Source organism: Streptomyces sp. NPDC059740 (assembly GCF_042733155.1).
Taxonomy (GTDB): domain Bacteria; phylum Actinomycetota; class Actinomycetes; order Streptomycetales; family Streptomycetaceae; genus Streptomyces.
In genome coordinates this window covers 1-26,943 of sequence record NZ_JBHWGP010000033.1, presented here as the reverse complement: position 1 = coordinate 26,943, position 26,943 = coordinate 1, and the positions used below count along the sequence as shown (strand labels likewise).

Annotated in this window: 26 protein-coding genes; 20 read left to right on the top strand and 6 right to left on the bottom strand. The window is 73.2% G+C overall.

Features of this window, described 5'->3' with window-relative positions; translation table 11 throughout:
• Window positions 1-73 precede the first annotated feature (73 nt).
• A complete protein-coding gene (locus ACFV3R_RS27735; RefSeq protein ID WP_385588814.1) occupies window positions 74-3,007 on the top strand; it encodes a BTAD domain-containing putative transcriptional regulator in 2,934 nt (977 codons plus the stop codon).
• Window positions 3,008-3,169: 162 nt separating this feature from the next.
• Here the strand turns inward: ACFV3R_RS27735 and ACFV3R_RS27730 are convergent, their stop codons facing one another.
• From ACFV3R_RS27730 to ACFV3R_RS27715, 4 genes are all read right to left on the bottom strand, one after another.
• A complete protein-coding gene (locus tag ACFV3R_RS27730) occupies window positions 3,170-3,361 on the bottom strand; it encodes a hypothetical protein (RefSeq protein WP_385588812.1) in 192 nt (63 codons plus the stop codon).
• A gap of 178 nt (window positions 3,362-3,539) precedes the next feature.
• On the bottom strand, window positions 3,540-4,733 hold the full coding sequence (locus ACFV3R_RS27725) for a cytochrome P450 (RefSeq protein WP_385588810.1): 1,194 nt from the start codon (window positions 4,731-4,733) through the stop codon (window positions 3,540-3,542).
• Window positions 4,730-5,515 carry a thioesterase II family protein gene (locus tag ACFV3R_RS27720; protein ID WP_385588808.1) on the bottom strand — a complete coding sequence of 262 codons (786 nt, stop codon included), beginning with the start codon at window positions 5,513-5,515 and terminating at the stop codon, window positions 4,730-4,732. The genes ACFV3R_RS27725 and ACFV3R_RS27720 overlap by 4 nt, the downstream gene beginning before the upstream one ends.
• Window positions 5,512-7,293 carry a non-ribosomal peptide synthetase gene (locus ACFV3R_RS27715; RefSeq protein ID WP_385588806.1) on the bottom strand — a complete coding sequence of 594 codons (1,782 nt, stop codon included), beginning with the start codon at window positions 7,291-7,293 and terminating at the stop codon, window positions 5,512-5,514. Before ACFV3R_RS27715 ends, ACFV3R_RS27720 begins: the two co-directional genes overlap by 4 nt.
• Window positions 7,294-7,431: 138 nt before the next feature.
• Between ACFV3R_RS27715 and ACFV3R_RS27710 the strand changes: the two genes are divergently transcribed.
• From ACFV3R_RS27710 to ACFV3R_RS27655, 12 genes are all read left to right on the top strand, one after another.
• Window positions 7,432-8,499: a pyridoxal-phosphate dependent enzyme gene (locus ACFV3R_RS27710; protein WP_385588804.1), complete on the top strand. Its 1,068-nt coding sequence runs from the start codon at window positions 7,432-7,434 to the stop codon at window positions 8,497-8,499.
• A gap of 92 nt (window positions 8,500-8,591) precedes the next feature.
• Window positions 8,592-9,788, top strand: coding sequence for an acetyl-CoA carboxylase biotin carboxylase subunit family protein (locus ACFV3R_RS27705; protein ID WP_385588802.1), 1,197 nt, complete (start codon window positions 8,592-8,594; stop codon window positions 9,786-9,788).
• Window positions 9,785-11,005: an MFS transporter gene (locus ACFV3R_RS27700; protein WP_385588800.1), complete on the top strand. Its 1,221-nt coding sequence runs from the start codon at window positions 9,785-9,787 to the stop codon at window positions 11,003-11,005. Before ACFV3R_RS27705 ends, ACFV3R_RS27700 begins: the two co-directional genes overlap by 4 nt.
• Window positions 10,998-12,191 (top strand): ATP-grasp domain-containing protein, encoded by a 1,194-nt coding sequence (locus ACFV3R_RS27695; protein ID WP_385588798.1) that lies wholly within the window; start codon window positions 10,998-11,000, stop codon window positions 12,189-12,191. Before ACFV3R_RS27700 ends, ACFV3R_RS27695 begins: the two co-directional genes overlap by 8 nt.
• Window positions 12,192-12,291: 100 nt before the next feature.
• Window positions 12,292-13,299, top strand: coding sequence for a RimK family alpha-L-glutamate ligase (locus ACFV3R_RS27690; RefSeq protein WP_385588796.1), 1,008 nt, complete (start codon window positions 12,292-12,294; stop codon window positions 13,297-13,299).
• Window positions 13,296-14,627 (top strand): hypothetical protein, encoded by a 1,332-nt coding sequence (locus ACFV3R_RS27685; protein ID WP_385588794.1) that lies wholly within the window; start codon window positions 13,296-13,298, stop codon window positions 14,625-14,627. Before ACFV3R_RS27690 ends, ACFV3R_RS27685 begins: the two co-directional genes overlap by 4 nt.
• Window positions 14,628-15,254: 627 nt before the next feature.
• Complete coding sequence (locus ACFV3R_RS27680; protein ID WP_385588792.1) at window positions 15,255-16,826, top strand: ATP-binding protein; 1,572 nt, start codon at window positions 15,255-15,257, stop codon at window positions 16,824-16,826.
• Window positions 16,823-17,254 carry a roadblock/LC7 domain-containing protein gene (locus tag ACFV3R_RS27675; RefSeq protein WP_385588790.1) on the top strand — a complete coding sequence of 144 codons (432 nt, stop codon included), beginning with the start codon at window positions 16,823-16,825 and terminating at the stop codon, window positions 17,252-17,254. Before ACFV3R_RS27680 ends, ACFV3R_RS27675 begins: the two co-directional genes overlap by 4 nt.
• A gap of 2 nt (window positions 17,255-17,256) precedes the next feature.
• Entirely contained in the window at window positions 17,257-17,601 is a 345-nt protein-coding gene (locus ACFV3R_RS27670; RefSeq protein WP_385588789.1) for a DUF742 domain-containing protein, read from the top strand.
• The gene (locus tag ACFV3R_RS27665) at window positions 17,579-18,238 is read left to right on the top strand and encodes an ATP/GTP-binding protein (RefSeq protein WP_385588787.1); all 660 of its coding nucleotides are present in this window, start codon (window positions 17,579-17,581) and stop codon (window positions 18,236-18,238) included. Before ACFV3R_RS27670 ends, ACFV3R_RS27665 begins: the two co-directional genes overlap by 23 nt.
• Entirely contained in the window at window positions 18,238-19,581 is a 1,344-nt protein-coding gene (locus tag ACFV3R_RS27660; RefSeq protein WP_385588785.1) for a cytochrome P450, read from the top strand. Before ACFV3R_RS27665 ends, ACFV3R_RS27660 begins: the two co-directional genes overlap by 1 nt.
• Window positions 19,578-20,819: a cytochrome P450 gene (locus ACFV3R_RS27655; RefSeq protein WP_385588783.1), complete on the top strand. Its 1,242-nt coding sequence runs from the start codon at window positions 19,578-19,580 to the stop codon at window positions 20,817-20,819. The genes ACFV3R_RS27660 and ACFV3R_RS27655 overlap by 4 nt, the downstream gene beginning before the upstream one ends.
• A 377-nt stretch (window positions 20,820-21,196) precedes the next feature.
• Here ACFV3R_RS27655 and rpsN read toward each other — a convergent pair whose 3' ends face one another.
• Window positions 21,197-21,502: a 30S ribosomal protein S14 gene (gene rpsN, locus ACFV3R_RS27650; RefSeq protein ID WP_385588781.1), complete on the bottom strand. Its 306-nt coding sequence runs from the start codon at window positions 21,500-21,502 to the stop codon at window positions 21,197-21,199.
• Entirely contained in the window at window positions 21,502-21,738 is a 237-nt protein-coding gene (gene rpmB, locus ACFV3R_RS27645; RefSeq protein WP_385588779.1) for a 50S ribosomal protein L28, read from the bottom strand. The genes rpsN and rpmB overlap by 1 nt, the downstream gene beginning before the upstream one ends.
• A 67-nt stretch (window positions 21,739-21,805) precedes the next feature.
• On the opposite strand from rpmB, the gene rpmG reads away from it, so the two are divergent.
• From rpmG to ACFV3R_RS27610, 7 genes are all read left to right on the top strand, one after another.
• Window positions 21,806-21,970: a 50S ribosomal protein L33 gene (rpmG, locus tag ACFV3R_RS27640; protein WP_385588777.1), complete on the top strand. Its 165-nt coding sequence runs from the start codon at window positions 21,806-21,808 to the stop codon at window positions 21,968-21,970.
• Between the two features lie 41 nt (window positions 21,971-22,011).
• Complete coding sequence (locus ACFV3R_RS27635) at window positions 22,012-22,266, top strand: type B 50S ribosomal protein L31 (RefSeq protein WP_385588775.1); 255 nt, start codon at window positions 22,012-22,014, stop codon at window positions 22,264-22,266.
• The gene (locus tag ACFV3R_RS27630) at window positions 22,266-23,417 is read left to right on the top strand and encodes a CobW family GTP-binding protein (RefSeq protein ID WP_385588773.1); all 1,152 of its coding nucleotides are present in this window, start codon (window positions 22,266-22,268) and stop codon (window positions 23,415-23,417) included. Before ACFV3R_RS27635 ends, ACFV3R_RS27630 begins: the two co-directional genes overlap by 1 nt.
• 45 nt (window positions 23,418-23,462) lie before the next feature.
• Complete coding sequence (rpsR, locus tag ACFV3R_RS27625; protein WP_385588771.1) at window positions 23,463-23,699, top strand: 30S ribosomal protein S18; 237 nt, start codon at window positions 23,463-23,465, stop codon at window positions 23,697-23,699.
• A gap of 181 nt (window positions 23,700-23,880) precedes the next feature.
• The gene (locus ACFV3R_RS27620) at window positions 23,881-25,380 is read left to right on the top strand and encodes a YibE/F family protein (RefSeq protein ID WP_385588769.1); all 1,500 of its coding nucleotides are present in this window, start codon (window positions 23,881-23,883) and stop codon (window positions 25,378-25,380) included.
• An 86-nt stretch (window positions 25,381-25,466) separates the two neighbouring features.
• The gene (locus tag ACFV3R_RS27615) at window positions 25,467-25,922 is read left to right on the top strand and encodes an IclR family transcriptional regulator C-terminal domain-containing protein (protein ID WP_385588767.1); all 456 of its coding nucleotides are present in this window, start codon (window positions 25,467-25,469) and stop codon (window positions 25,920-25,922) included.
• Window positions 25,923-25,930: 8 nt separating this feature from the next.
• Window positions 25,931-26,638, top strand: coding sequence for a class I SAM-dependent methyltransferase (locus tag ACFV3R_RS27610; RefSeq protein WP_385588765.1), 708 nt, complete (start codon window positions 25,931-25,933; stop codon window positions 26,636-26,638).
• The last annotated feature ends 305 nt before the right edge of the window (window positions 26,639-26,943 follow it).

Here is a 26,943-nt window from a genome sequence, read left to right as displayed (position 1 = left end):
TGGCGTGATTCGTAACATGGCGCCGGTCGGGAGGCTATGAGGGGGGTAATGCATGGGAGGCGCACCCGGACAGGTGAGCTTTGCCGTTCTGGGGCCGCTGGAGGTGCAGATCGCCGGCGCCCGGTTGCGGCTGGGCGGTCTGATCACCGCCCGCGTCCTGACGATGCTGCTGCTCTCCCCCGGCCGGATGGTGCCGGTCCCCCGCCTGGTGGAGGCCGCCTGGGACGCCGAGCCGCCGGCGACCGCCGCCCACCAGGTCCGCAAGGCCGTGGCCGACCTGCGCCAACGCATCCCGGACGGACAGGCGCTGTTCGTCACCGACAATCCCGGTTACCGCATCGACGTGGCCACCGAGCAGCTCGACCTGAGCCTGTTCACCGAGCGGCTGCAGCAGGCCCGGCAGGCGCTCGACGCGCGCCGGCTCTCCGAGGCGGTCGAGCGGTTGCGCGGCGCCCTGGCGCTGTGGCGCGGCCCGGTGATGGCCGACAGCGGCGGCCCGGTGATCGCCGCCGCCTCAGCCGTCCTGGAGGAGCGGCGGCTGGCCGCCGTGGGCCAGCTCATCGACCTCCGGCTGGACACCGGGGAGTCGGCGGAGCTGATCGACGAGTTGCGGCAGCTCGTCGTCGAGTACCCGCTGCGGGAGACCTTCCGCGGGCAGTTGATGCTGGCCTTCCACCGCTCGGGCCGCCGGGCCGAGGCGCTGGCCGCGTACGCCGAGACCCGGCGGCTGCTGGTCGAGGAGCTGGGCATCGAACCGGGCCGGCAACTGAGCAGGCTGCACGAGTCGATCCTGCGCGACGGGCCGGAGGAGGCGGTGGAGCAGGGCGCACCCGCCGCGAGTCCCGGCGAAGCGCCCCCGGCGCCCCGTCCGGCGGCGCCGCCCTGCACCCTCCCCTACGACCTGAGCGACTTCGCCGGGCGGCGCAGGGAGCTGCGCACCCTGCTGAGCCGGGCCGTCGGGCAGGCCGACGGCGACCGCACCATGCGGATCATCGCGCTCGTCGGCATGGGCGGCAGCGGCAAGACCGCGCTCGCGGTACGGGCCGCCCACCACCTCGCGCACGCTTTCCCCGACGGGCAGTTCTTCACCGACCTGCGGGGCTTCACCCCCGGCGAGCAGCCCCGTGCGCCGGGGGTGGTGCTGGGGGCGTTGCTGCGCACCCTGGGCGTCCCCGGCGAGCAGATACCCGAGGACCTCGACGGCCGGACGGCGCTGTGGCGGACCACCCTGGCCGGGCGCCGGGTGCTGCTGGTGCTGGACAACGCCGCCGACGCGGCGCAGGTGCGGCCGCTGCTGCCCGCCACCGCCGGGGCCCTGGTGCTGATCACCAGCCGTCGGCGGATGGTCGGGCTGGACGGTGCGGACGCGCTCTCGCTCGGTGTGCTCGCGCCCGAGGAGAGCGTCGCACTGCTCACCGCGGCGCTCGGCGAGGAGCGGAGCGGCAGTGAGTGCGAGGAGGTGGGGGAACTCGCCGACATCTGCGCCCACCTGCCGCTGGCGCTGCGGATCGCTGCCGCACGGCTGCGCAGCCGACCGCACTGGAGCGTCCGGTACCTCGTGGACCGGCTGCGGGACGAGTCACGGCGGCTGGACGAGCTGCGCTCCGACGACCGCGGGGTCGAGGCCACGCTCCGGCTCTCCTACGAGGCGATGGACGAGCGGCACCGCGTCGCGTTCCGGCTGCTCGGGCTGCACCCGGGCACCGAGATAGACCTCCACTCGGCGGCGGCGCTGCTCGGCACCGGGCTCCAGGAGGCGGAGGACGTGCTGGAGCACCTGACCGACATCCACCTGATCGAGCCGCACGAGATCAGCCGGTACGCCTTCCACGACCTGGTGCGCCGGTTCGCACGGAGGCTGTCGGACCAGGAGGACGAGCCGGCGGCCTTCGAGCGGGTGCTCGACTACTATCTGGCCGCCACGGAGAACGCCTGCCGCATCCGCTACCCCGGACGTGAGGCGACCGAGGGCCGGCAGGTGGACTGCCCGTCCGGGCTGCCGGAGTTCACCGGGCCCAGGGACGCGGAGGCCTTCTTCGACCGGGAGCAGGTGACGCTGCTGGTGGCGGTCGAGCGGGCAGTGGAGCAGGGCCGGTACGGGCACGCCGTGCGGCTGGCCCGGAATCTGATCTTCCACCTGAACACCCGCAGCCAGCTCCAGGAGTACCGCCAGGCGGCGAGCCTCGCCGTGGTGGCGGCCCGCGAGCTGCGCGACCCGCGGGCGCTGCGGCTGAGCCTGTCCAACCTGTCGGTCGTCCAGTGGAAGCTCGGCGAGTTCCGCGCCGGGATCGAGTCGACCACCGAGGCCCTGGACGTGGCTGTCGCACTCGGCGACCGGGACGGGGAGGCCGCCTGTCTGAGCATGCTCGGCCTGCTGCACAGTTGCCTGGGCCACCTCGCGGAGGCGCAGCGCTGCCTGGAGGCGGCCGTGGAGCTCTACGCCGGCATGACCGCCGGCCGCCAGGAGGGCTACGCCTGCTCCAACCTCAGCACCGTCTACGTCTGGCAGGGCCGGCCCGAGGAGGCTGTGGCGGTCGCCGAACGGGCGGTGCTGCTCAGCCGCGGTTTCGGCCCCTTCGGTGAGGAGATCACCGCGCTGACCGACCTGGCGATCGCCCATCTCGCCGCAGGCGACGTCGAGCAGGCGCGGCGGACGACGGAGCAGGCGCTGGAACTCGGCGACGAGAAGCACGTGCCGGAGAACCTGGCGCTGGCCTACGCCGTCGCGGCCGACGTCAACCAGCGGCTGGGACGGGACGGGCCTGCCGCCGCCTGCGCCGACCGGTCGCTGGCCCTGATCCGGGCGAGGGCGGGGACGACGATCCGGCAGGCGACGGTGGAGAACATCCTCGGTGGCGTCCGGCGGCGCGCCGGCCATTACCGGCAGGCGCTGGAACTTCACCGGAGCGCACACCGCCATGCGCACGCCATCGACTTCCAGGTCGAGGTCGCCAACGCGCTGGCGGGGATGGCCGCGGTCCGCCGGGAACTCGGCGTGGAGGAGTAGCGCGGCCTGCCGCCGCCCCTGCAGCGGGCCCTCCCCGGGCCGTGGACGGCCAAGGCCGTCCACGCGTTCGTCACACCGATGTGAAGGTCCGGTGCGCGGCGGCGGCCGCCGCCCCCCGGCGCGAACGCGCCGGACGGGGCCGCGGCCGCCGGGGGCGTCGCGTCAGTGGACACCGGCCGGGCCGGCGTCCGAGAAGGGCCGGACCACGGGGGTGGCCCCGCCGGTGGAGTGGGCCGTGGCCACCGTACGCAGGGCGTTCTCCGGCTTGGCCGGGGGCGTCGCGCTCCACGAGCCGATCCCCAGTGCCACTGCGAACGCCGCCGCACCCGTGAGGACCGCAAGTCTGCTGTGCATCGTCTCTCCGCCTTCTGGATCGTCAGGTCATTCCCGGCGGTTCCCCCGCCTTCACCACACCTTCACCGATGCCGTTCCCGTCCGGTTACCTGTCCGGTACCGGCCCGGCACGCGGTGCCGGCGACCGGACGGGCCGCGGGCAGCCCGGCGGCCGGCACGGCCGGCTTCTTCCGGGCGGTCACCCGGTCCTCGGGGTGAGGTGGAGCGGCAGGCTGCGCAGTCCGTTGACCACGATCGACTCCAGGCGCTCCGGTGTCCCCGCCGGTGCCACCTCCCCGACCTGGGTGAAGAACTCGCGCAGTACTGCGGTGATCTCCAGCTTGGCGAGCTGGGTCCCGACGCAGTAGTGGGGCCCGGCGCCCAGCGCCAGGTGGCGGTTCGGGGTGCGCCGCACGTCGAAGGTGTCCGGGTCGGGGAAGTGCGCCGCGTCCCGGTTGGCCGATGCCAGCCAGCACACCACCCGGTCGCCGGCGCGGACCTGCCGGCCGCCGAGGACGACGTCACGGGTGGCGCGGCGCATCACGTGCGTGGCGCTGGAGGTCCAGCGCAGGATCTCGTCCACGGCGGTGGGCGCGGTGTGCGCGAAGTCCTCGCGCAGCGCGGCCCACTGCGCCGGGTGCTCCAGCAGCGCGAGCATCCCGCCGGACATCGCCAGGCGGACGTTCTCGGTGCCGCCGACCAGCAGGTTGTCGCAGTTGAGGACCACGTCCTCCATCGGCAGCAGGGCGCCCTGGAAGCGGACCCGGGCCAGCACGCTGACCAGGTCATCGCCGGGCCGGGCCCGGCGTTCCTCGGCCAGTTCACCGAAGTAGTCGAGGATCTGGAGGTGGGCGAGGCTGCGCTCCTCGGCGCTGCCCGCGCAGAAGGCGTCGGTGGTCCAGGCCACGATGTCCGGCCGGTCGGCGACCGGGATGTCCAGGAAGGCGCACACCACCTCCACCGGGAGTCCCGCGGCGACGTCGGTGACGAAGTCGACGTGCCCGGCTGCCAGTGCGTCGCCGACCACCGCCTTCGCCACCCCGTCCAGGTGCTCGCCCAGCAGGCGCAGGTTGCGCGGCGCGAACCACTGGGCGATGGCCCCGCGCAGCGCGGAGTGGCGGGCGGGCGCGGAGAGCGCCAGCGTCCGGTCGCTGCCCGGGTCCTCGCCCTGGGCGAGCGGGCGCAGCAGGATGCCCGAGGCGGAGGAGAAGGTCTCGGCGTCCCGCAGCACCGCTTTGACCTCGTCGTAACGGGTGAGGGACCAGAAGCCGGGGAAGAGGCCAGGCTCGTGCCAGTGCACCGGCGCGTGTGCGCGCATGTGGCGCCAGGTCGCCTCGGGGTTCCCGGTGCGGTAGGTGGTGCCGTCGGTGATGCTGTCGATCGCGTGGTTCATCCGGCGTCCCATCGGCTGGTGCGGGGTGCCGCCGCGTGCTGCGCCGCTTCGCGCGCGAGCAGCGGCACCGGCGGGTCGGTGCGGAGGTAGAAGTGGCCGCCGGGGCGGGTCAGGAGGACGAACTCACCGCGGGTGTGCTGCTGCCACTGCGGCACGCCGTCACGGATGCCGGGGACATCGTCCTCCCCGACCACGGCCACCAGACGGGAGGTGACCTGCTTGCCGGCGTGCTCCCGGTAGTGCGCCACCAGGCGCAGGTCCCCCTTGAGGCAGTCGAGGACCAGTTCCAGCAGTTCCTCGTCCTCGCGGATCTCGGGGGTGACCGGCTCGTAGCCCTCCAGGTAGGCGAGCACGTCAGCGGAGTGTTCGAAGGGCACGGGCGGCCGGCTCGCGGGCGCCGCCGCGGAGGAGACGACCAGGGTGGTGACGGGCGCGCCGGCCTGCTCCAGCAGGTGGGCCACCTCGAAGGCCACGTAGGCGCCCATGCTGTGGCCGAAGAACACCGGGTACCGCTCGGGCCCGGCCAGGATCTCGGCGGCCAGCGTCCGGGCCAGGTCGGGCAGTGTGGCGGGCGGGTCCTCGGCGAAGCGGTCCTCGCGGCCCGGGTACTGCACCGCGTGCAGCCGCGGTGTGCCGGGCAGCGTGCGCCAGGGCCGGAAGAAGGAGGCGCTGCCGCCGGCGTGCGGGAAGCAGAGCACGGCCGGCCCGGCCGCCTCCTGCTCCGGGGTGAGCCGGCGGATGGCCCGGGGCGGGGAGTCCTGGTGCGCAGGTGTGACCGTCATCCGGCGGCGCTCCCGGCCAGCAGGGCGACCTGCTCGGCGATGGTGCCGGCGCGGTAGACGTCCTTGACGGCGATGCGCCGCCCGGCGATCCTGCCCAGGGCGCGGGTGAGGCGCAGCACGGTGAGCGAGTTGCCGCCCAGTTCGAAGAAGTTGGCCTGGGCGCCGCTCACGACGCCGACGTCGAGGATGTCCTCCCAGGCCCGCGTGATCCGGTCCGCGAGGCCGTCGCCGGCGGCCTCGGCGGCGGGCCGTTCCGGGCGCACCGCTGAGGCCAGCAGCGCCGCCCGGTCGACCTTGTCGTGGGCGGTGCGCGGCAGGCTGTCGGTGAGGACGACCCGGTCGGGGACGGCGGCGGCGCCCAGGGCGGCCTCCGCGGCGCGGCGGATCGCCGCCGGGTCGGGTGTGCGGCCGGGCGCGGCGACCACGAAGGCGTAGCAGGTGGAGGTGGAGCCGTCGTAGGCGGCGCAGGCGGCCTGGACGTCCGGGTGCCCGGTCAGCACCTCCTCGATGGCCTCCAGGGTGATGCGGACCCCGCGGATCTTCACCTCGTTGTCCAGCCGGCCCACGAACTCCAGGCCGTCCTGCGCGGTCCAGCGTCCGAGGTCCCCGGTGAGGTAGGCGCGGACGGGGGCGGTGGAGCCGTCGTCGAGCACGACGAATCTCGCCTCGGTGCGCTGCGGGTCGCCGACGTAGCCGCCGGCGACCTGGCGGCCGGAGACGGCGATCTGCCCCACCTCGCCGGCGGCCACCGGGCGCAGCCCGTCGTCCAGCAGGTGCAGGGAGCTGCCGGGTACGGGGAAGCCGATGGTGGATCTGGCGGGCTCGCGGTAGAAGCGGTAGGTCGACCAGACGGTGCACTCGGTGGGCCCGTACTCGTTGCCCAGCGGCACGCCCGGGAGCAGCCGGAAGTGGCCGTCGATGACGCTGCGCGCCAGTGCCTCACCGGCGCAGACCACCGTCCGCAGGGAGGCGAGGGCCTCGGTCGCGCCCGGGTCGGCGGACCAGCAGCCCAGTACCTCGGCGTAGAAGCCGGGCACCGTGAGCAGGTGGGTGACGCCGTGCCGGTCGATCAGTCGCAGCAGCGCGGCCGGGTCCCGCCGCTCGTCCTCCTGCGCGACCACCACGGTCCCGCCGGCCGCCAGGGTGCCCCAGAGGCCGGCCATCGAGGAGTCGAAGTGGAACGGGGAGAGCAGCAGGAAGACGGGTGTCCCGAACGGTTCGTAGACCGCGAGCCGGGCCTGGTTGGAGGCGGCCAGGTTGTACTGGGAGACGGTGACGCCCTTGGGGCGGCCGGTGCTGCCGGAGGTGTAGAGGACGTAGGCCTCGTCGGCCAGGGACGCGGGTGGCGCCGGCGTGGCGGTCACCGGGTCCGGTTCGCCGTGCCGGTGCAGTTCCCCGGTGGCGGGGTCGGTGGTCACCGTCAGGCCGGCCGAGGCACGGATGTGCGCGACGGCGTCCGCGGGGGCGCCGGGGTCGAGGGGGACGAAGGACCTGCCGGCCAGCGACACGCCCAGCAGGTGGGCGACGGTGGCCTCGGTGCGGGCGGCCCACACGCCGATCCGCCGGGAGCGGGCGCCGTGGGGGTCCGCAGCGAGCCGCTCGGCGACCTTCCGGGCCGCGCTGGTCAGTTCCCGGTAGCTGAGGCTGCGGTCCCCGCAGATGACGGCCGGGTGGTCGGGGTGCAGGTGAGCCCGGTGGGCGACCTGGTCACCGACACGTTGCCCGGGCTCGGGCAGGTCGGGGCCGGCAGCGACCACGAGGGGCTGAGGAGTCGTCATGACAGCCACATCCTCAAGAGAGGCTTCCCGGTCGGCTCCCGGCGGGCTCCGGGAACGGGCCGGGACGGCGCCGGTAACCGCGGCACCTAGAACTTCCCACGCCACTTGCAGGAACATCCGTCCTCAGAAAGGCGTGCGATGTACAAGTCCTTTGCCGAGAAACTCTCCGAGCCGGACCTGATCGACCTGGGTGACGGTGTCTTCGTCCTCCGGTTCGAGGTCATGAAGGTCACCTCGGTCTACGCAGCCGTCAAGGATCTCCTGGACCGCGGTGTGATCCACCCGGGCCAGACGCTGGTCGACAGCTCCAGCGGCATCTACGGGCACGCTCTGGCGCTGGTGTGCCGCGCGCTCGGTCTCAAGGCCCACGTGTTCGCCTCGGTCGCCGTGGACGCGGCCATCAGGACCCAGCTGAAGTACCTCGGCGCCACCTACACGCAGGTGCCCTCCTCCGGGGACGACGGGCTCCAGCACGACCAGGAGACCCGGGTCCGCCTGGTCCACGCGTACATGGCCGAGCACCCGGACGCGTACTGGATGCAGCAGTACCACGACGACGTGCACTACGTCGGCTACCGCAGCGTGGCCGAGACCGTGCTCAAGGAGCTGGGCGGATCGGACCTCACGGTGGTGGGCGGTGTCGGCACCGGCGCCTCGACCAGTGCCATGAGCCACTACCTGCGGGCCGCCACCGACGACGTGCGGATCGTCGGTATCCAGCCGTTCGGCAGCCGCTCCTTCGGCTCCGAGGCGATCCCCCTGGACGGCTTCATCATCGCCGGCATCGGCAGCGGCATCCGCTTCGACAACATCGACCACCGGGCCTACGACTACATCCACTGGCTCAACTTCGACGTGGCGGCGGCCGGTTGCCGCCACCTGCTGCAGCACACCGGGGTGTTCGCCGGGCTCTCCTCCGGGGCCGGCTGGCAGGTCGCCCGGCACCTGCGCGGCCTCGCCCCGCAGGGCGGCCCCATCGTCTTCATGGCCGCCGACCCCGGGCACCGCTACGTCGAGCGGGTCTTCCCCCCGGACGGGCCCGTCGAGCAGGACCCGCAGTACACGCCGCACCTCATCACCGACCTCGCGGACATGACCGGTCCGTGGAGCGCCATGCACTGGGCGCGGCGCTCCTACAGCGTCCAGGACGGCCTGCCGCCGTACGAGCCCGCGGTCCGGCCCGAACCCGCCCTGTCCGTCCGGTGAGGAGTCCCTGCAATATGAGCGTTCGACCCGAACGGGCATGTTGCAGGGACTCCTGAGAGCCCCACACCGCCCGAAGCCCGAAAGGCAGAAGCATGTCCAGCCGCCCCACGCGACAGGTCGCCGTCATCAACTACGGTCCCCGACAGGACTATCCCGCGATGTTCCCGGAGATCGCGGACTCACTGCACGTCTACAGCCACAACGACCTGACGGCCACCGAGGGCATCGGGCACTACGAGCACGTCCCCGACTGCGAGTTCGTCCCGTACGCGGAGCTGCGCATCCGCGAGATCCACCGGGAGCGGCCCTTCACCCACGTCATCACGGACAACGAGTACGACCTGGAGCGCACCGCCCGCATCCGCCGGGACCTCGGCATCCCCGGCCAGTCGCCCCGGAGCGCCCTCTCCTTCCGGGACAAGGCGGTGATGAAGGAGGTGGCCGGCCGGGCGGTGCGCACCCCGCGCTTCGTCCGGCTGGACGCCTTCACCGACCTCACCGGCTTCGTCGAGCGGAACGGCTACCCGGTGGTGGTCAAGCCCGTCAAGCAGGGCGGGTCCCGCGACATCACGGTGCTGCGCGGCCACGAGGACCTGGTGGCCTTCAGCCGCCGGCACTGGCGCGAGGACCTGATGGCGGAGGAGTTCGTCGAGGGCCGGATGTACCACGTGGACGCGGTGCTCGCGCCGGGGTACCGGTTCGTGGCCGCCTCCCGTTACCTGCGGAGCTGCCTCGGCGTCTTCTCCGGCGAGAACAACGGCTCGCTCCAGCTCCACCCGCGGGAGAAGTTCGCCGTCCGGCTGGAGGAGTTCCTGGACCGGGTGCTGGGGGCGTTCGACGTGCCCGAGGTCGGCGCCTACCACCTGGAGGTCTTCCACACCCCGGACGACGAACTGGTGCTGTGCGAGATCGCCTCGCGGGTGGGCGGCAACCGCATCCCGGCGATGACGAAGGCCACCTACGGGGTCGACCTGCACGCCACCTGGCTCCGCCTGTCCGTGGGGCTGCCCGTCCCGCCGGCCCCCGCCGAGCCGCCGGCCGAGGTGCGCGGGTCGGTCTCGATCCTGCCGCAGGGCCGGCCGGTGCGGGCCCCGGGCCGCCCGCCGTTCGACTGGGTCGAGCACTACGAGGTCAACGAGAGCCTCCGGCCCGACGCGATCGTGCAGAACAGCACCTCCCACCTCTGCTTCGCGATCGTGCGCGGCCGTGACCTGGCCCAGGTCGAGGAACGGGTGCTGGAGACGGAGGCCTGGCTGACGGCGAACCTGACCGAGGCCGCGGCTTCATGAACGCCTGGCGCCGGACCTCGCCGACCGCGCGCGTCCTGCTCCTGACGGTCCTGCTGACCGGTCTGACCACGTTCATGTTCCTGCCGCTGCTGGCGATCGAGCTCAGCGGCAAGGGACTGCCGACAGCCCGGGTCGGGTTCCTGGTGGGCCTGCTCTCCTTCTGCTCGCAGAGCTTCTCGCTGGTCAGCGGGGTGATCGTGGACCGGTTCCGGGCGCGGTCGGTACTGGGATGCGCCTTCGCCCTGCGGATCGCCGGGTACCTGCTACTCGGTCTGGGGCTTGCCGGCGGCACCCGTCTGCCGCTGCTGGTGGCCGGGATCGTCGGCGTCGGGGTGGGCGGGTCGCTGCTGGGGCTGTCCATCAAGACCCGGCTGGTGCGCGAGAGCAGCGACCAGCCGCGCGAGATGCTGGCGCTGCGGGCGACGTTCGTGAACGTGGGCGTGGTGGCGGGGCCGGCGCTGGGTGCGCTGGTCTTCCCCCTGGGCTTCCCCTGGATCCTGACCGCCTGCGTCTGCTCCCACCTGGTCCTCGGTCTGGTCCTCACCACCCGTGCGCCGCAGCCGGGGCCGGCCGCCGCGGTCCCGGTGCCGGAAGGCGCGGCCGGTGCGGACGGTGCGGACGGTGCGGACAGGCCCGCCGCCGAACCGCCGTGGCCGCGCCGGCGGTGGCTGCTGCTCTTCGCCGTCGGCACGGCCTACTGGATGCTCTACAGCCAGTTGAACGTCGTCATGCCCATCGCGGCGAAGCGGCTGACCGGCACGACGGAGGCCATCTCGGTGGTCTTCACCGTCAACGGGCTGCTGTGCGTGCTCCTGCAGTACTCCCTGCTGCGGCACGTCTTCGCCAGGGCGACCAGCCGCACCCTGCTGGTCCTGGGGTTCCTCGCCTTCGCCGCTGCCTACGCCCTCCTCCTGCCGCTCACCGGCTGGGCGGCCCTGCTGGTGTACGTGGTGCCCGTCACCCTCGCCGAGATGCTGATATCGCCGAGCCTCGACGAGCAGACGGTCCGCGCCACCTCGCTGCGCCGGACCGGGCGCGCCCTCGGTGCCATGAGCCTGGCCGGGGCGCTGGGCAGCCTCCTCGGCTCCAGTGGTGGCGGCTACCTGCTCCAGGCGCTGCACGGGGGCGGTGCCATGTGGGTCGTCGTCAGTTCCCTCGCGGTCACGGCGGCCGCGGTCTGCTTCCTCCTACCGAAAGGAGCCCCCTCCCATGCCTGAAAGCGCCCCCGCGGGGCCCGTCCCCACCGCGGTCCTGCTCGGCCCCCGTGACACCGTGGTCGCCGCGGCGCACCGCCTGGGTCTGGACCTGGTCATCGTGGCCGACCCCACCCAACCGCGGCCGCCCGCCACCGACTGGCCGGAGATCGAGACGGCGTGGACCAAGGACAGCGGCGAACTCGTCGACCGGCTGCGTGCACTGGACATCGCGGGGCCGGCGAGCTGCTTCGGCTTCGGGGAGCTGGGGACGGCGGTGTCCGCGGCCGTCAACCGCGAGCTGGGCTGGCCGGGCAACCCGCCCGAGGCGCCGGTGGCCTTCAAGAACAAGGCAGCCCTGCGCGCGCTGGTGGCCGACCGGGCCGGCGCTCCGGTGGCGCACCGGCTGTGCGGCAGTGGCCCGGAGGTCGCCGCCGCCGCCGCGGAGATCGGTTACCCGTGCGTGGTCAAACCGGTCGACGGCAGCGGCAGCGCGGGCGTCCGGTACCTGGCGGACCCCGCACAGACCGAGCGGTTCCTGGCCGAGGGTGAGCTGGACGGGCCGCACCTGGTGGAGGAGTACCTGGTCGGCACCGAGTACAGCGTGGAGGGCATGAGCGTCGACGGCCGCCACCGCGTCCTGGCCGTCACCGAGAAGACGACCACCGGCACACCGTACTTCGTGGAGACCGGCCACACCATGCCGGTGCGCCTCCCCGCGCGGGACGCCGCGGCGGTCACGGCGCTGGTCACCGCCACGCTGGACGCGGCAGGCCACCGGTACGGCCCGTCCCACACGGAGGTCATGCTCACCGCCGACGGCCCACGGCTGATCGAGTCGCACGCCCGACCCGGCGGGGACCGGATCAGCGACATGCTGGTCCTCGCGCTCGGTGAGGACGTCTTCGGGCAGACCATGGCGGCCGTCCTCGGCCTGCCGCTGCCGCCCGCCGCGGACCGCCCGCGGGTGGCGGGCATCCGTTACGTCACCTTCGAGGACGCCGTCCCGGTGCCCGCGACCTCCACCGCGCTGGTCACCTCGCTGCCGGGCGTCGTGGAGGTGCACATCGGCGTTCCCGCCGGGAAGGTGCCCGGGCCGATCCGCAAGTCCGGCGACCGGCACGGCTTCGTGCTCGCCGTGGCCGACGACCGCGACGCGCTGGAGGCCCGTCTGGACAGTGCGGTCAGGACGCTGACCGCCAGGGCCTGACCGCGCCCGTCCCGGGCCGTCCGCCCGCCGCCCCCGCCCAGCCTCTCGCACACCACCGACGCGCACCGGCTCTCACCGGTGCTCACCGGAAGGACCTTCCTTGCCGTACAAGATCCTCATACTCGTTCCCGAGGCGTCCACCGCCGAGCTGAACAACCACTCGATCATCCCCAGCGCCCTGCACCGCGAGGGCCACGAGGTGCACGTGGGCGACATCGACACCCTCAACGTGCACCGGTCCGTCGTGGTCTGCGACCGGGTCCGGCTCACCGAGGAGTTCGCCGCCGGCGGCGACTTCCCGCGGATGCGGGAGACCTACGCGTCCGCCGAGGAGTTCGACCTGGTGTGGGTGCTGGCCGGCACCCACCCGGAGGCGGAGGACGACTCCTTCCGGCTGCTGTGGCTGCTCAACCAGCGCGTCCCGTTCGTCAACGACGCCACGGCCCTCTTCTACCTCAACTCCAAGATCAACCTGGGTGCGGTGGTGCCCGCGGAGAACCTGCCGGTCTCCTACGTCTCCAACGACTTCGACTTCCTCACCGACCTGGTCGAGTCCGACGCCGACCGCTCCTGGGTGGTCAAACCGACCAGCGAGGGGTGCGGCGCGGACGTCTACGTCGTCAACAGGCGCGACCGCAACCGGTCGGCGCTGCTCAGCTCCGCCACCGGCAACGCCGCCTCACGCAACGGGCGTTACGGCCGCGACATCATCGGCATGGCCAAGCGGCACGCCGCCGTCCAGGAGTACATCCCCAACGTCCGCGAGAACGAGAAGCGCGTCATCATCGCCGGCGACCGGCCCGTCGCGGGTTTCAACCGGCACCACCCGGAGGACGACCACCGCTCCAACGCCACCCTCGGGGCGCGCTTCTCGCCGCTGCAGCTGACCGATGAGGAGAACGCGTTCGTCCGCCGGCTCGGCAAGCGGATGATGGACCTGGGCATCTTCTACTCCGGCATCGACCTTGCGTTCCCGTACGTCATCGAGGTCAACATGGTCAATCCCGGTGGCCTCAGCTACCACCGGCGGGCCACCGGCGAGGACCGCTCCTCCGAGGCGGTCGGCCTGGTGCTGGACGCGCTGCGCACCGCGGGGAAGCTGTCATGAGCGCCTGGGACTGGCTGGACCCGCGGGCCGTGGCCGCCTGGCGGGAGTTCGACGGCGGCGAGGCGGTGGCGGCCGACCGCAGGGCCTTCCAGGAGCGGTTGAGCCGGCCCGGCTGGGTGCACACCTACCCGCCGCAGGTCCTCACCGAGTCCGCCGTCGGGACGACGACATCGGTGGCACTGCAACTCTCCGCCCTCATCTGCGACTTCCCCCGCCGGGTGTTCGGTGACGACCTGACCGGCTGGGCCCACTGGCTCGGGCTGCCGGAGGCGGACGTCGAGCTGACGACCGAGGCGCTGCGCCGGCCGCATCTGGCCGGGATCGCGACCGCCTTCCAACGCCCCGACATGGTCGTCACCGACGAGGGCCTCAAACTCGTCGAGCTCAACGTGGCGGCCTCCCTCGGCGGCCTGAGCACCTGCGCGCCCTACGCCGCGGCAGCGGCCGATTCGGCCTACGCCGGCCATCTGGCCGCCCGGGGGCTTCAGATGCACGCCACCGACACCTCGCGGGTCTGGCTGGAGGTCTTCGGCCGGCTGGTCCGCCGACGGCCGGCGGACGGCGCACCGGTGCGCGTCTTCGAGGCCACCGCCAACCCCGCGGACACCGCCGGCGGGCGCCGGTTCTTCGCCGACATGGTCCGCTCGGCCGGGTACGCCTTCAGCGGCGGCCTCGTCCACGACCTGGAACTCACCGACGACGGCGCCTTCTTCGAGGGCGAGCGGGTCCACGCCGTCTTCACCGGTTACACCTGGCACGAGGCCAAGCGGTTCGTACCGCCGGCGCTCACCCGGCGCCTGGTCGAGCTGGACACCGCGGGCAAGGTCGACTTCGTCGGCTCACCGGCCGCCGCACTGCATGACAACAAGGCCAACCTGGCGCTCCTCTTCGACCCGGCGCACGCCGGCCTGCTCGACGCGAGGGAGCGGGACCTGGTCGAGCGGTACGTGCCGGAGACCTTCACGCTCGCCCCCGGGACCGAGGAGCGGGCGCTGGACGGCCGGGCGGACCTGCTCTGCAAGCCGGCCTCGGCCTACGGCGGCAAGGACATCGTCTTCGGCTGCGTGCTGTCCGACCAGGAGTGGGCGGCGGAGCTGCGCAAGCGCCTGGCCGACCCCACCGAGCGGTACGTCGTCCAGCGACGGGTGCGTCCCGCCCGGGTGGTGCTGCCGGGGCTCGACCCGGCCGAACGCGAAATGGTGCTGGCGCCGCTGGTCTTCGGCGGGGAGGTCGCCGGCATCTTCGTACGGCACGCGCCGCCCCGGCCGGACTCGACCATCAACACCTCCAGCGGTGCGGAGGCGGCGGGCGCGCTGACCCTGCGCTGATCCCGACCGGACGGGGGCGGGCCGTGCCCGGGGCGGCGGACGACCGCCGGGTCAGGCGCGGCCCGCCGGTCCGGTGCGGCCACCGGTCCGGTGCGGCGGGGACGGGGCGCGCTGAGGGCCGAGCAGCGATCAGTTCCCTCGCCACCGGGCTCGCTCCCCGTGTGGGCCCGTGCGAGCCGGCGCATCTGACGGCCGGACACATGCTCATGCTCCGGCCGCCGCCCTCGCCCGGCGCGTTCGAGGGCACTCCGACGCTTGTCGAAGCGGTGGGACGCGCGAGGAACAGGGCCGAACGGTGAACCTCGGGCGGTCGCCGCAGAACACGTCAAAAACCGCACAGTGCCGCAGACCACCGCAGGTCAGAGCGGTTGCCCCCGCCGCTGACGGGGTGGCATATGCCGCCACGCGAATTCCTCGTGGCAAGTCCACTCATATCGCAGGCAGTTCTTGCCAACCGGACCTGTGTGCGACATACACTGACGCCATTCGAGCGTTTATCCACAGTTTCTCCATCGGTTCAGGCAGCTGGTACCCACACACCCGGCGGGCCGCTTCGCGTCCTGCCTCCCCTGTCCGCAGGACGACGAAAGGCGCACTCGTGATCCCCCCACCCCAGGCCGATGCCTCATGACGACTGTCGAGAGCGCCGGGCTCGGGGTGGTGATCGGAGTCCTGGTCCTCCTGCCGTTCCTCGTGGCCTCGCGCCGTGGCGGAGCGCGGGAGCGGGCCGCCCGCCGGGAGCAGGAGCAGATCGCAGCGGGGCGCGCTGCCGAGGTGCTGCATCTGGCGCAGGTGGTCCTGCCCGCGGTGGCCGAGCGGGCCCGCGGTGGGCAGCAGCACCCCGCCCGGATTCCGTCCGTCCTGGGCACCAGCGGTGTGGGCGAGGACTTCGCCACCGCGGTGAAGCGGCTGCACAGCGCGCTGTGTCAGGACGAGGGCGCACGGTACGAGCGGACCCTGCGGGACTCGGTGCAGTCCGCCTACGAGTCGGTGGCACGCACGATGCACGCGATGGCCACCGTGCAGCAGGGCGTGCTCGACGACATCGGCCGCAACACCCAGGACCCCGCTCTGATGGGCAAGGTGATGCGTGCCGACCACGCGGCGGCGCAGATGATCCACAAGGCCCAGACGCTGCTGGTGATGTCCGGCATCTGGCCGGCCCGCCGGGAGACGAGCCCGGTCTCGCTGTACGACTGCGTGCGCGGTGCGCAGTCGCGGATCATCGAGTTCAGCCGGGTCGAGGTGCACGGCGGACAGAACCTGTACCTCGTGGCCCCCGCGGTCGAGGGCCTGATGCACGTCCTGGCGGAGCTCTGCCAGAACGCGACGACGTTCTCCCCGCCGAGCACGTCCGTCATCGTCACCTTCCGCGAGGTCGGCGCGGGCGTGGTCATCCAGATCGACGACGCGAGCCTGGGTATGGCACCCGATGTGCTGGAGCGGGCGGTGACCAGCATCCGGGAGGAGCTGGAGGTCGCACAGCTGGGTGCGATGCCGCGGCTGGGCCTGGCGTGTGTGGGGCGGTGGGCGCGGGAACTCGGGCTCGCCGTCGACCTCAGCGGGGCTTCCGCCTACGGGGGCATACGCGCCACCGTCTTCATCCCCCACCAGCTCCTGACCGAGTCCGGTCACACTCCGCCGGCCGGCATGATGACGGCAGGCCCGTCCGCGGCGGTGACGCTCCCGGAACAGCGCACCGGGTCGGAGACCGCCGGCGGCACCGAGGGCAGGTCGGGACTGCCGCAGCGCCGGGCCCGCAGGAGCCGTGGCGGCCCCGCCCCCGCCACGGGTGAAGCCGTCAGGGGGCCGGCCGGATCGCCGGCACCGCTCACGACTCCGCCTCCACCTACTGCCGCTTCGTCAACTCCCGCGCCGGAGGCGGTTCCGTCTGCCCGGGCAGCGGCCCCCTCTCCGCCCGCCGCACCGGCTCCCCCCGACGGCGACTCGGCGTCCCCCGCCGGCAAGTGGAGCCCGCAGGACGCCGGGGCCTCGGTGGCCGGCGTGGTGGCCGGAACGCGCCGTGGCCGGGCACAGTCCGCACGTGCTTCCGTGACCAGCGGTGCCGCGGCAGGCGAGCGGAGCGCCGACCCGGCGGCGGACCCCGGCCCGGTGGACGGCGCCCCGGCGCCCGGGGCCGGCGGTGCGGCGACGGGTGAGCGGGCGGAGACGAACACGAATTCTGGAGGACAGTGGTGAACCAGCCGATGCGTCAACTGCCCGACCTGGGCTGGATGCTGCAACCGATGACGCGCATCCCGGGGGTGCGGCACGCCGTCGTCTCCTCCGAGGACGGTCTGTGCCTGGGACACCGCTCCTGTGAGGAACCCGCGGTGGAGCCGCTGCGGGTCGAGGAGGCGGAGTCGCTGGCCGCGACGAGCTCGGGGCTGGCGGCGACCGGCCGTTCCGCGGCGATGCTGCTGCTGAACGACGAGACGGTGCGGCAGATGATGGTCGAGTCCGAGACCGGGTTCGTCCTGGTCACCGACGCCGGGGTGGGGGCGCTGCTGGTGGTGGCCACCGACCAGCGGGCCGACGTCGGCCTGGTCGCGCAGCAGATGCAGGTGCTCATCGCCCAGATCGGCCACCATCTCAGCAGTCTGCCCCGGGACGCGGCGGTCTCCTGACCATGGAGCAGGTGCCCTCGGCGATCCGCCCCTACGTGATCACTGGTGGGCGCAGCGACAGCGGCGGCGACCCGCTTCCCTGGGAGACCCTCGTCATCGCCACCGGCCGCCCGGCGCCGCCGGATCTCCAGCCGGAGCACCTGGAGATCCTCGGGCAGTGCCAGGGGCTGCTGTCGCTGGCGGAGGTCGCCGCACACCTGGGACAACCCGCCCCGGTCGTCCAGGTGTTGCTGGCCGACCTGCTCGACCGCGGTCTCCTCACCGCCCGCGGCCCGGTCCGGCCGGCGGAACGACCGGACCCCGACATGCTGGAGAAACTGCTGCATGGCCTTCACAGCCGCCTCTGACCAGGCTCCCCTCACCGACCCGGGGCACGGAAACACGCCACCGGGGGCGCGCGGGGCGCAGCCCGCAGGCAAGTACGTGGCCGCCAGCGCCGCCGCGGTCGCCAAGATCCTGATCGTGGGGCCGCTGGGGGTGGGCAAGACCACGTTCATCTCTACCGTCTCGGAGATCCCGCCGCTGAGCACGGACGCCGCCATGACCCGGGCCGGTGTCCCCGCGGACGGCGCGCTGCGCACCGCCAAGCGGACCACCACCGTCGCCCTGGACTTCGGCCGCCTCACCCTCGGCCGGCCGGGCGACGAACTGGTCCTCTACCTCTTCGGCACCCCCGGTCAGCAACGCTTCCTGCCCGCCTGGCGGGACCTCGCCAAAGGCGCCGTCGGCGCGCTGGCGCTGATCGACACCGCCGACCTGTCCGCGGCCTTCGAGGCACTGGACAACCTGGAGGAGCTGAACCTGCCCTTCGCCGTGGCCGCCAACACCTTCCCCCACAGCCCGGCGCACCCGGCCGCCGACCTGCGGTCCGCGCTGGACCTGCTGCCGCACACCCCCTTGCTGGAGTGCGACGCCCGCGACAACGCCTCCTGCATCCGCGCGCTGATCGCCCTCGTCAACCACCTGATCAACCGGGAGTCCTGATGACCGCCGCCCCCACCCCACGGCCCGGACCGTCCGAGGCAGCCGCGGCGCCGGCGGAGCCCGTGGCACCCACCCGGGCGGCGGCCACCCCGATCTACGGCCCCCACGTGGGCGGCGGCGTCCCGCACGAGCTGTACAGCGATCTGCGCGCCCGCTACGGGCCGCTCGCCCCGGTCTCCATCGCCGACGGGGTGGAGGCCTGGCTGGTCATCGGCTGGAACGAGCTGCGGCAGGTGGCCACCAACGAGGCCGATTTCAGCCACGACCCACGCCACTGGAACCTGCTGCGCGAGGGCCGCATCCCGCCGGACTCCCCCCTGATGCCGTTCGTCGGCTGGCGCCCCGCCGTCCTGTTCGCCGACGGCCGGCAGCACCGCCGCATCCGTGCGGCCGTCTCCGACGCGCTGAAGGCGATCGACGGGCACGATCTGCGCCGCCTGGTACGGGAGCTCGCTGAACGCCTCATCGCCGAGTTCGCCGGCGCGGGTGAGGCCGACCTGGTGGCGCAGTTCGCCCGCATGCTGCCGAGGCAGGTCATCGCGGCCCTGGCCGGCCTCGACGAGGACACCGGGCGCCGCTTCACCCAGGCCATCAGTGCCACCGCCCTGACCAACGAGGCCTCGCAGCAGGCGAACGCCGAGACCGCGCGCATCCTCGCCGCCCTGATCGCCGACAAGCGGGAGAACCCGGCGGACGACGTCATCTCCGCCCTGCTGCAACATCCCGCCGCCCTGAGCGACGAGGAGGTGCTGCACAACCTCACCGTCCTCTTCGTCGCCGGCAACCAGGCCACCGTCGCCTGGATCGCCACCACCCTGCACGTCATGCTGTGCGACCCCGCCTGGCGCTTCTCCCTCACCCGAGGCAGCGTCAGCCTGGACAACGCCCTGGGGCAGGTGTTGTGGCAGCAGGCGCCGGTGCAGAACTTCCCCGCCCGCTACGCCACCCGGGACCTGGAGTTCGGCGGCCAGCCGGTCCGGGCGGGCGACATGATCATCCTGGGCCTGGCCGGCGCCAACGCCGACCCCGCCGTCCAGCCGCCGGACGGGCAGCCGGTCACCGGCAACCGCTCCTGGGTCTCCTTCGGCGCCGGTCCGCACGTCTGCCCAGCCCAGGACCCCGCGTGGCTCATCACCCGCACCGCCATCGACACCCTCTGCCACCGCCTCCCGGACGTCGAACTGACCATGCCCGAGGAGGAGTTGCCCTGGATCCCCTCGACCTGGTCGAAGGCGCCCGCAGCCCTCCCGGTGCGGTTCTCCGCCGCCCGGCCGGCCGCCCCCGCGCCCCCGCCGGCCGCCGACCGCCCGTCCCTGCCCGCCACCAGGAGGACCGCCCCGTGACCGCTGCCGAGCCCCGCACCGGCCCCCACCGCATCGACGTCTCCGGCGGCTGCCCGCACGCCCGCAACGCCCGGCTCCTGCAGGAGGACCCGGTCGCCCGGGTCGTGATGCCCGGTGACGTCGAGGGCTTCGTCGTCCTGGGCCACCACGCCCTGCGGGAGTTCCTCACCCACCCCGACGTCGCCAAGTCGCCCCGGCACTTCACCGCCCTCCAGGAGGGCCGGGTGCCCGACGGCTGGCCCCTGACCACCTTCGCCACCGTCCCCGGGATGACCACCGCCGACGGCGCCGACCACCGTCGCCTGCGCCAACTCGTCGGCAGCACCTTCACGCCCCGCCGCCTGGAGAACCTGCGCCCCCGCGTCCACACCATGCTCACCCAGCTCCTCGACGGGTTGCGCACCGTGGCCGACGCGCACGAGGGCGTCGTCGACCTGAGGCAGCACTTCGCCCTGCCCCTGCCGATGGGCGTCATCTGCCACCTGCTGGGTGTCGACGACGCGCACGCGCGACGGCTGCACCAGCTCTCCAGCCTGATCGTGGACACCGGCCTGGCCGCCGAGGAGGTGCGCAGGGTCAACGGGGAGATGGCCGCTCTCCTCGCCGAACTCGCCGCCGCGCGGGCCGCCGACCCCGGCGAGGACCTCACCAGCGCTCTGATCGCCATCCGCGACGAGGACGGTGACCGGCTGAGCCCCGAGGAGCTCATCGGTACCATGCTGCTGCTGATCGTCGCCGGCCACGAGACCACCCTGAACCTGATCACGAACGCCGTCCGCGCCCTGTGTGCCCACCCCGACCAGCTGGCCCTGGTGCAAGGCGGCGAGGCGACCTGGTCCGACGTGGTCGAGGAGACCCTGCGCTGGGACAGCCCGGTGAGCTACTTCCCGTTCCGGTACGCCACCCGCGAGCTCACCCTGGACGGCAGCGACACCCCGATCCCGGCCGGCATGCCCGTCCTGGCCGGCTACTCCGCGGCCGGCCGCGACCCGGAGGCGCACGGCCCGGACGCCGACCGCTTCGATCTCACCCGCACCGAGGCCACCCGCCACCTCAGCCTGGGCCACGGGGCCCACTTCTGCCTCGGCGCCCCGCTGGCCCGCATGGAGGCGACCCTCGCCCTGGAGGCCCTCTTCACCCGCTTCCCCGACCTCACTCTCGCCGTCCCGGAGGAGGAGATCGAGCGGCACCCGGGTTTCGTCGGGAACAGCGTCCACCGGCTGCTGGTCCGCCTGTAGGCATCCCCCAGGGGGCCGGGGGGCGACCAGGCCTCGACCCGTTCCCGCCCTCGACGGCCACTGCGAGCGCGAACAGCACGGCGGGCAGGACAACCCAGGACCGCGCGGCGGCCGCAACCAGGCACCGCGCTCCGGTACTTGCCGGGTCGGCTGTTCCGCCGGCCCCGGCGGCGACGCCCCGCCGATCTGCGCTCCCGCCCCGGGTTGAGGTGAGCGAGGCGCTGCGGGGCGGGCGCCGCCCGCAGCCCGGCAGTTGCTGATCCGTCGTCCGGCACCCCGGTACGCAGCGACGGCGGTGGCGGGTTCACCGGGTGGGGCGTCGAACGGGCGCGTCCCCTTGCCCCACCCGGACTGTGGTCAACCCGGGCTGACGTCCCTCACCAGGAGGACTTGGTGACGCCGGGCAGGAAGCCGGCGTGTGCCTGCTCCCTCACCCGGACCCGGGAGAGGCCGAACCTGCGCAGGTGCCCCCGGGGGCGGCCGTCGACGCTGTCGCGGTTGCGGACCCGGGTGGCACTGGCGTCGCGCGGCTGCCGCCGCAGTTCGGCGAGGGCGGCTGTGCGCTCCTCCCCGGTCGAGGACGGGCGGCGGAGGATCTCCTTCAACTCGGCCCGCCGTGCCGCATGGCGCGCGACGACGGCCTTGCGCTGCTCGTTCTTCGCGATCTTGCTCCGCTTGGCCATCAGACCCTCTCCCCCCTGGCGCGGATGCGGGCGACGGCCGCCTCCACGCCGATGGTGTCGACGGTTTTGATCGCCCGGGCGCTGAGCGTGAGGCGCACGTGCCGGGATTCGCCGGGCAGCCAGTACCGCTTGTGCTGGATGTTCGGGTTGAAGCGGCGGGAGGTACGCCGGTGCGAGTGGGAGATGTGGTTGCCGAAGGCCGGTCGGACACCGGTCAGTTGGCAGTGAGCGGACACGGGTGACCTACCTCTCGCCGCGAGAGCGACTATCGATAATGGAAATCATTCCCATATAGTAGCGCCCATGGCTCGCCCCGAACTACGCCCCGTCGTCAGGCTCCGCTCCACCGCGGGCACCGGCCACACCTACGTGACCCGCAAGAACCGCCGGAACGACCCCGACCGCCTCACCCTGCGCAAGTACGACCCCGTGATCGGCCGGCACGTCGCATTCCGCGAAGAGCGCTGACCCACCCCGACCGAACCCACCCCAACCCCAGGGAGACCGACGTGAAACCCGGCATCCACCCCTCCTACGCCCCGGTCGTCTTCCGCGACAAGGCGGCCGGCTTCGCCTTCCTCACCCGCTCCACGCTCACCGGCGACGACCTCATCGAGTGGGAGGACGGCAACACCTACCCCGTCGTCGACGTGGAGACCTCCTCCGCCAGCCACCCCTTCTACACCGGCACCGCCCGCGTGCTGGACACCGCCGGCCGGGTGGAACGCTTCGAACGCCGCTACGGCCACCTCGGAGCCCGCTGATGCGCGCCGGAAGCCGACTGCCCGTCGTGCTCGTGGGCGGCCTGCACACCGACGCCCGCCGACACGTCGTCGACCGTCTGCTGCGGGCGGTCCCCGGCAGCGTCGCGCTCCACCACGACCTGGCCACCGCGGCCGAGGGAACCGTGCGGCGACACGTACGGGACGCCTCAGGCGTGCAGGAGTCCGGAAAGGCGCCGCTGGTCAACGACTGCGCCTGCTGCGCGCTGCGCGAGGACCTCGTCCCCGAACTGGAACGCCTGGCCCGCCTCGGACTGACCCGGCTGGCCGTCGTCGAGCTGTGGGACTCGGTCGAGCCCAAGGCCATGGCGGAGGTCGTGGCCGCGCACAGCGGCGAGCACCTCGTGCTCACCAACGTCGTCACCGCGGTCGACCCGGCCCTGGTCCTGCCCACGCTGGCCAACGGGGACGACCTGGCCGAGACCGGCCACGCCGCGGCGGCCACCGACCGGCGCACCGTCGGCGACACCTGGGCCCGCCAACTGGAGTACGCCCCCGTCCTGGCGCTGGTGGCCGGCGAGGAGGCGGACGAGCAGGACCACGCCCTGCTCACCCAACTGCACCCCACCGCCCACCGCGTGGACGCCGCCTCGGGCGAACTGGCGGAACTGGCCTTCGCGGGGTTCGACGTGGAGGCGGCGGCCACCGCCCAGCACCCCGCCTGCGCGCTGCTGCCGCAGGAGGCGGACGAGGCAGGCGTCACCACGCTGGTCTGGCACCGCACCCGGCCCTTCCACCCCGAACGCCTCTACGAAGCGCTGGAAGACCTGTGCTGCGCCGCCGCGCGCAGCAGAGGCCGGTTCTGGCTCGCCGACCGACCCGACACCCTGCTCGCCTGGGACGCCGCCGGCGGCGCGCTGTGCGTGGAGAGCGCCGGCCCCTGGCTCGCCTCCCTGCCCGACGCGGCCTGGGACCTGGTTCCCCCGGTGCGCCGTGCGGCCGCCGCCCTGGACTGGCACCCGGAGCACGGCGACCGCTGCCAGCACCTGGTCTTCACCTCCCCCGGACTGGACCGGTCCGGCACAGCGGAGCTGCTGGACTCCTGCCTGCTCACGGACGCCGAGTACGCGGCCGGCCCGGAGAGCTGGCAACGACTGCCGGCGGCGTTCGCCCCGCTGCTCGACGCCGCCTGAGCCACCCGTGCAACGACCGACGACACCACTGCAGGAGGAGCCCCCATGCCCCGACGCGCCCCAGGCGACAGGCCGGTGAAGCCCCGCACCAACCCCCTCGACGCGGCAGGCATCACCTTTATCGACTACAAGGACACCACGTTGCTGCGCAGGTTCATCTCCGACCGCGGAAAGATCCGCAGCCGTCGCGTCACGCGCGTCACCGTCCAGCAGCAACGCCGGCTCGCCACCGCCGTCAAGAACGCGCGCGAGATGGCGCTCCTCCCCTGCTCCAGCAAGTGAGCCGGCGGGGAGCGCCGCCCGACCACGTGTGCGCCGGCGCCTGCGACCGTGCAGGGGCCTCGGCCCGGTCACCCTGAACAGGTGCCGCACGGGCGAGCACCGCGCTGCGTTCCCGTAGCCTTCCCGGAGCCACCACGAGAGCCCGGCTCCGGGGGGCTGGGGTGACCGCGAGGGAGAAGGTGTGGAACGGACCGACCGGCGCAGCGCCGGGGACGAGCCCGAGACCGTGGCCCGCCCCCGGGCCAGGCACGGCGCCACCGACGCGTACGGTCACACAGCCGACCCGTCCGGATCTCCTCGCGCGTCAGCGCCCGGGCGGGGCCGTTCCGCCCGCAGGCCCCGCGACCACGGACACGCGCACAGTCACAGTCACAGTCACGGGCCTGCTGCGCCGGTCTCCCGGCACCTGCGACGGGTCATCGCGGCGATCCTGGTACCGTTCACGGCTGCCGTCGTGGTCGGACTGGTGGTGCTGTGGCCGGGGGCCGCCCCACCGCACAAGCACACCGGTGTCGGCTTCGACCAGCAGACGCAGCAGGCGACGGTCACCGCAGTCGTCGCGGTCAGCTGCAGGACGGCCCGGCCCCCGAGTGATCCAGCGGCCGGCGCCACCTCCCCGGCCGCTGGGGCGTCCGCGCTGCCACCGGCGTCCGGCACCTGCAAGAAGGCGACCATCCGGCTCGACACGGGCAAGGACAGGGGCCGTACGTTCACCGACCTCGTGCACCCCTCCCAGCCACGGCAGTTGTCCCGGGGCGAGAGGGTCGTGACGGCCTACGAGCCCTCCGCACCGAAGGGCCTGCGGTACTCCGTCACCGACGTGAACCGCCGGACGCCCCTGGCACTGCTCGCGGGGATCTTCGCACTCGCCGTCGTGGTGGTGGGCCGCCTGCGCGGTGTGATGGCCCTGGTCGCCCTGGCCGTGAGCTTCCTCGTGCTCGCCCTCTTCGTCCTCCCCGCGATCCTGCAGGGCTCCGACCCCCTGCTGGTGGCCGTCGTCGGGGCGAGCGCGATCATGCTCATCGCCCTCTACCTGTGCCACGGGCTGTCCGCCCGCACCTCGGTCGCCGTACTCGGCACACTCGTCTCCCTCGTGCTGATCGGCCTCCTGGGCTCGGATTTCCTCACTCGGTCCGCCCTCACCGGCAACACGGACGACAACACGGGTCTGATCCACCATCTGTACCCGTCGATCGACATGAGCGGCCTGCTCCTGGCCGGCGTCATCATCGGATCGCTCGGCGTCCTGGACGACGTGACGGTGACGCAGACATCGGCGGTATGGGAACTGCACGAGGCCGATCCGGCCATGAACTGGCGCGGCCTGTACCGCGCGGGCATACGGATCGGCCGGGACCACATCGCCTCCGTCGTCAACACCCTCGTCCTCGCCTATGCCGGCGCCGCGTTGCCGCTGCTGCTGCTCTTCACGGTCGCGCAGAGTGGCGTGGGCACGGTCGCCAACAGCGAGCTGGTGGCCGAGGAGATCGTGCGCACACTGGTGGGTTCGATCGGCCTGGTCGCCTCGGTCCCGGTCACCACAGCCCTCGCGGCTCTGGTCGTCTCGGCGGACCGGGGCACACCGCCAAAGGACCCGGCGGCAACGGACGCGAGGGCCGGTGGAGGGGCGGGGACGCGGTACGGAAGAGGGCGAGGACGCCGGCGCAAGGCCTCCCGGTGAGACCGCCGCGCCGGGCGCTTCGTCGCGGAAGACCGCCGCCCGCCCGAACGGCCCCCCGGCTGACGGACAGGGATCCGCAGGGTGGGGTGCGGCCCTACTCACAGATCGGCAAGGCCGTCGTGCTGCACACCTCCGGCGTCGGCCAGGTGATCCTGGCCCACATGTCCCCGCAGGAGCGCGCGCAGGTCATGGAGAACTACTCCTACGAGCGGTTCACCGGCGCCACGGTGCCGACCACCGACGGCTTCGCCGCCCAGCTGCGCGAGATCCGCGAGCGCGGCTGGGCGGCGGACGACGCGCAGTACGATCCCTTCGTCAACTGCATCGCCGTCCCGGTCCGGGACGGCACGGGCGCGGTGCACAAGGCCCTGTCCGTCACGGCACTGCGCCGCGCAGGTGGACCTCGCCCGGCTCCGGGAACTGCTGCCGACGATCCGGACCACCGCCCGCACCATCTCCCGCGCACTCGGCTGGAGCCGATGATGCCGGCGCCTGGACCCGCGACTCCTCCTCGCCGCCGACCGCGCACGACCTGCCCGTAGGAGAACGTATGACGCAGAGTGTGGATCCCCGGTCCTTCGACGGGTTCGCCTCCGCCTACGACCGCTTCGTCAGCCTGCTCCCCGGGCAGAACACCGCCTGGTTGCTCGGCCTGGACCCGAGGGGCGGGCGGGCCCTGGACGCCGGCTGCGGGCCCGGGCATGCGGCCGCTGCCCTGGCCGACCGGTTCGAGGAGGTCGTCGGCCTGGACCTGAGCCGGCCTCTGATCGAGATCGCGCGGGCCAGGAGGGCGCGGCCCCAGGTGCGTTACGTGGTGCGGGACCTGTTCGACCTGACCGACGAGCACGGCTTCGACCTGGTCTACAGCCACACGATGCTGCACCACCTGGCGGACTACCGTGCGGGGCTGGAGCACCTGAAGGGGCTCGTGCGGCCCGGTGGCACCGTCGCCCTGGTGGACAACGTCTGCGACCGGTGTCCGACGCCGCCGCGGAAGGCGTACACCTGGCCCGCACTGGGGAACTTCCCCCGTGAGATCCGCCGCGTCGGCCTTCGCGACGCATGGTTCCAGCTCCGCTTCTGGCACAGCCGGCCCTGGCTGGCGCACCTGCTCAGCGACCGCTACCTCTCGCGCGCACAGTTCCGCGCTCTCTACGGCAGCGTCTTCCCCGGGGCCCGGTTCGACGACCTCGGCTTCGCCCTGGCCATGGTCTGGACGGCGCCGCCGAGCGGGGGTGCGGGCCGCGGCCTGTCGTGACCTGCCGGCTGCGAACGGTTCGAGCCGACTCCGCCCGCCCCGGTGCCCCTCATGCCACCGCTCGCCGACACACCCTCGTCGACGGTCGCAACCTCGCCCGCTGCGCGGCGGGGGGGACGGCCCCCTGGAGCCACGGGCGGCCGCCCCGGCCCCCGTGCGACCGGGCCCCGGCCGGCGGCGTCCGAACGGCAGCCGTGACCTCACCCTTTAGGCCAAGGCCGTGAAGTTAAGGCCTGTTCGTTGGTGTCAAGATCTTGATGTCGAGGGTGGCTATGTAGGTATGTCGGTCGACTTTGAGGCTTTTG

Excerpts from the sequence above, each read along its gene's own strand:
- ACFV3R_RS27730 (WP_385588812.1), bottom strand. The coding sequence starts at position 3,361 with ATGCACAGCAGACTTGCGGTCCTCACGGGTGCGGCGGCGTTCGCAGTG.
- ACFV3R_RS27725 (WP_385588810.1), bottom strand. The coding sequence starts at position 4,733 with ATGAACCACGCGATCGACAGCATCACCGACGGCACCACCTACCGCACC.
- ACFV3R_RS27720 (WP_385588808.1), bottom strand. The coding sequence starts at position 5,515 with ATGACGGTCACACCTGCGCACCAGGACTCCCCGCCCCGGGCCATCCGC.
- ACFV3R_RS27715 (WP_385588806.1), bottom strand. The coding sequence starts at position 7,293 with ATGACGACTCCTCAGCCCCTCGTGGTCGCTGCCGGCCCCGACCTGCCC.
- ACFV3R_RS27710 (WP_385588804.1), top strand. The coding sequence starts at position 7,432 with ATGTACAAGTCCTTTGCCGAGAAACTCTCCGAGCCGGACCTGATCGAC.
- ACFV3R_RS27705 (WP_385588802.1), top strand. The coding sequence starts at position 8,592 with ATGTCCAGCCGCCCCACGCGACAGGTCGCCGTCATCAACTACGGTCCC.
- ACFV3R_RS27700 (WP_385588800.1), top strand. The coding sequence starts at position 9,785 with ATGAACGCCTGGCGCCGGACCTCGCCGACCGCGCGCGTCCTGCTCCTG.
- ACFV3R_RS27695 (WP_385588798.1), top strand. The coding sequence starts at position 10,998 with ATGCCTGAAAGCGCCCCCGCGGGGCCCGTCCCCACCGCGGTCCTGCTC.
- ACFV3R_RS27685 (WP_385588794.1), top strand. The coding sequence starts at position 13,296 with ATGAGCGCCTGGGACTGGCTGGACCCGCGGGCCGTGGCCGCCTGGCGG.
- ACFV3R_RS27680 (WP_385588792.1), top strand. The coding sequence starts at position 15,255 with ATGACGACTGTCGAGAGCGCCGGGCTCGGGGTGGTGATCGGAGTCCTG.
- ACFV3R_RS27670 (WP_385588789.1), top strand. The coding sequence starts at position 17,257 with ATGGAGCAGGTGCCCTCGGCGATCCGCCCCTACGTGATCACTGGTGGG.
- ACFV3R_RS27665 (WP_385588787.1), top strand. The coding sequence starts at position 17,579 with ATGGCCTTCACAGCCGCCTCTGACCAGGCTCCCCTCACCGACCCGGGG.
- ACFV3R_RS27660 (WP_385588785.1), top strand. The coding sequence starts at position 18,238 with ATGACCGCCGCCCCCACCCCACGGCCCGGACCGTCCGAGGCAGCCGCG.
- rpsN (WP_385588781.1), bottom strand. The coding sequence starts at position 21,502 with ATGGCCAAGCGGAGCAAGATCGCGAAGAACGAGCAGCGCAAGGCCGTC.
- rpmG (WP_385588777.1), top strand. The coding sequence starts at position 21,806 with ATGGCTCGCCCCGAACTACGCCCCGTCGTCAGGCTCCGCTCCACCGCG.
- ACFV3R_RS27630 (WP_385588773.1), top strand. The coding sequence starts at position 22,266 with ATGCGCGCCGGAAGCCGACTGCCCGTCGTGCTCGTGGGCGGCCTGCAC.
- rpsR (WP_385588771.1), top strand. The coding sequence starts at position 23,463 with ATGCCCCGACGCGCCCCAGGCGACAGGCCGGTGAAGCCCCGCACCAAC.
- ACFV3R_RS27610 (WP_385588765.1), top strand. The coding sequence starts at position 25,931 with ATGACGCAGAGTGTGGATCCCCGGTCCTTCGACGGGTTCGCCTCCGCC.